Annotated in this window: 2 protein-coding genes; one reads left to right on the top strand and one right to left on the bottom strand. The window is 45.3% G+C overall.

All coding sequences use genetic code 11. The features are described 5' to 3' along the window. Positions 1–586: group II intron maturase-specific domain-containing protein (locus tag DS2_RS19335; RefSeq protein WP_035016730.1), on the top strand; the 586-nt coding region annotated here is incomplete at its 5' end. Positions 587–666: 80 nt separating this feature from the next. Here the strand turns inward: DS2_RS19335 and DS2_RS19340 are convergent. Continuing rightward, positions 667–1,144: hypothetical protein (locus tag DS2_RS19340; RefSeq protein ID WP_235188648.1), on the bottom strand; the 478-nt coding region annotated here is incomplete at its 5' end.

Raw genomic sequence — 1,144 nt, forward strand, 5'->3', positions numbered from 1 at the left:
TATAATTTTAGTAAAATCAAAACGTGCGGGTATACGTGTCCTAGCCAGTGTCACTCGGTTCCTTGAAACTCAACTCAAATTGTTGGTCAACACAGACAAAAGCCAAGTGGTTAAATCTACGCAAAGTAAATTCTTAGGGTTTACTTTTAAACGCGGATTAATCAAATGGCACGACAAAACTCTATATAAATTTAAACGACAGGTGCGCATTTTAACCAACCGGAACTGGGGCGTGAGCATGCACTACCAATTGTTTAAATTGAGTCAATATCTAAGGGGATGGATTAACTACTATGGAATTGCAAATGCATACCAGCAGTGCGTTGACCTAGATCACTGGATACGGCGTAGAGTGAGAATGTGTTACTGGCGACAATGGCGAAAACCGAGAACTAAAGTGAGAAACCTGATGAAACGAGGTGTGCATGTGCAAGCAGCCGTTGCTTGTGGGATCACAAGTAAAGGGCCCTGGCGCAGCTCAAAAACACCGGGTATTCAACAGGCGTTAAACTTAAATTATCTGAAATCAGAAGGTTCATATTCACTCAGAGATGGATGGATCAAAGTGCATTATCCGAATGGATAATCAGTTAGATGAAACGCCCTGTGCGGACCCGCATGCAGGGTGTTGTGGGGGCTGAGGGGTAGATACCCTCGGCTACCCGATTATGTCCGCCCATGAAGCCGCGCCTTTTTACCTACATTTTCAGAATTGGAGACTACAACAATTGATTTTTGGAAGCGATCCAGTTCCGCAGGCTCCGCTACCAGCTCGAATTCGGAACTAAACCGCTCTGTGCGTGTGTTCATGTGCGAAATGATGCTTTCTATAGCTACCTTCACCAAGACGTGGCCCGAACTGTTTTTACAGGAAAAGGTGACACTAAAGTTAGAAAGCCTCCCGCGATCTCCCGAACTGAACTCCACAACTTGATCTCTTTGCTTCGGGAACCCTTCCAGCAGCCGGCAGAAGTCTCGAAAGCCTTGCTCATCTACATAGCAATTTGCGACACCAGAAAACCCAGAGCTGGACCCCAGAACCCTAAGCTTTAGAACATTATCCACTTCCGGCAATGTCTCAAATTCGAGGTATGCACTCATGACTATTCCATGACATAACAATTTAATATCGACCCATTGGGTC

It is taken from the genome of Catenovulum agarivorans DS-2 (assembly GCF_000568405.1).
Lineage (GTDB): Bacteria > Pseudomonadota > Gammaproteobacteria > Enterobacterales > Alteromonadaceae > Catenovulum > Catenovulum agarivorans_A.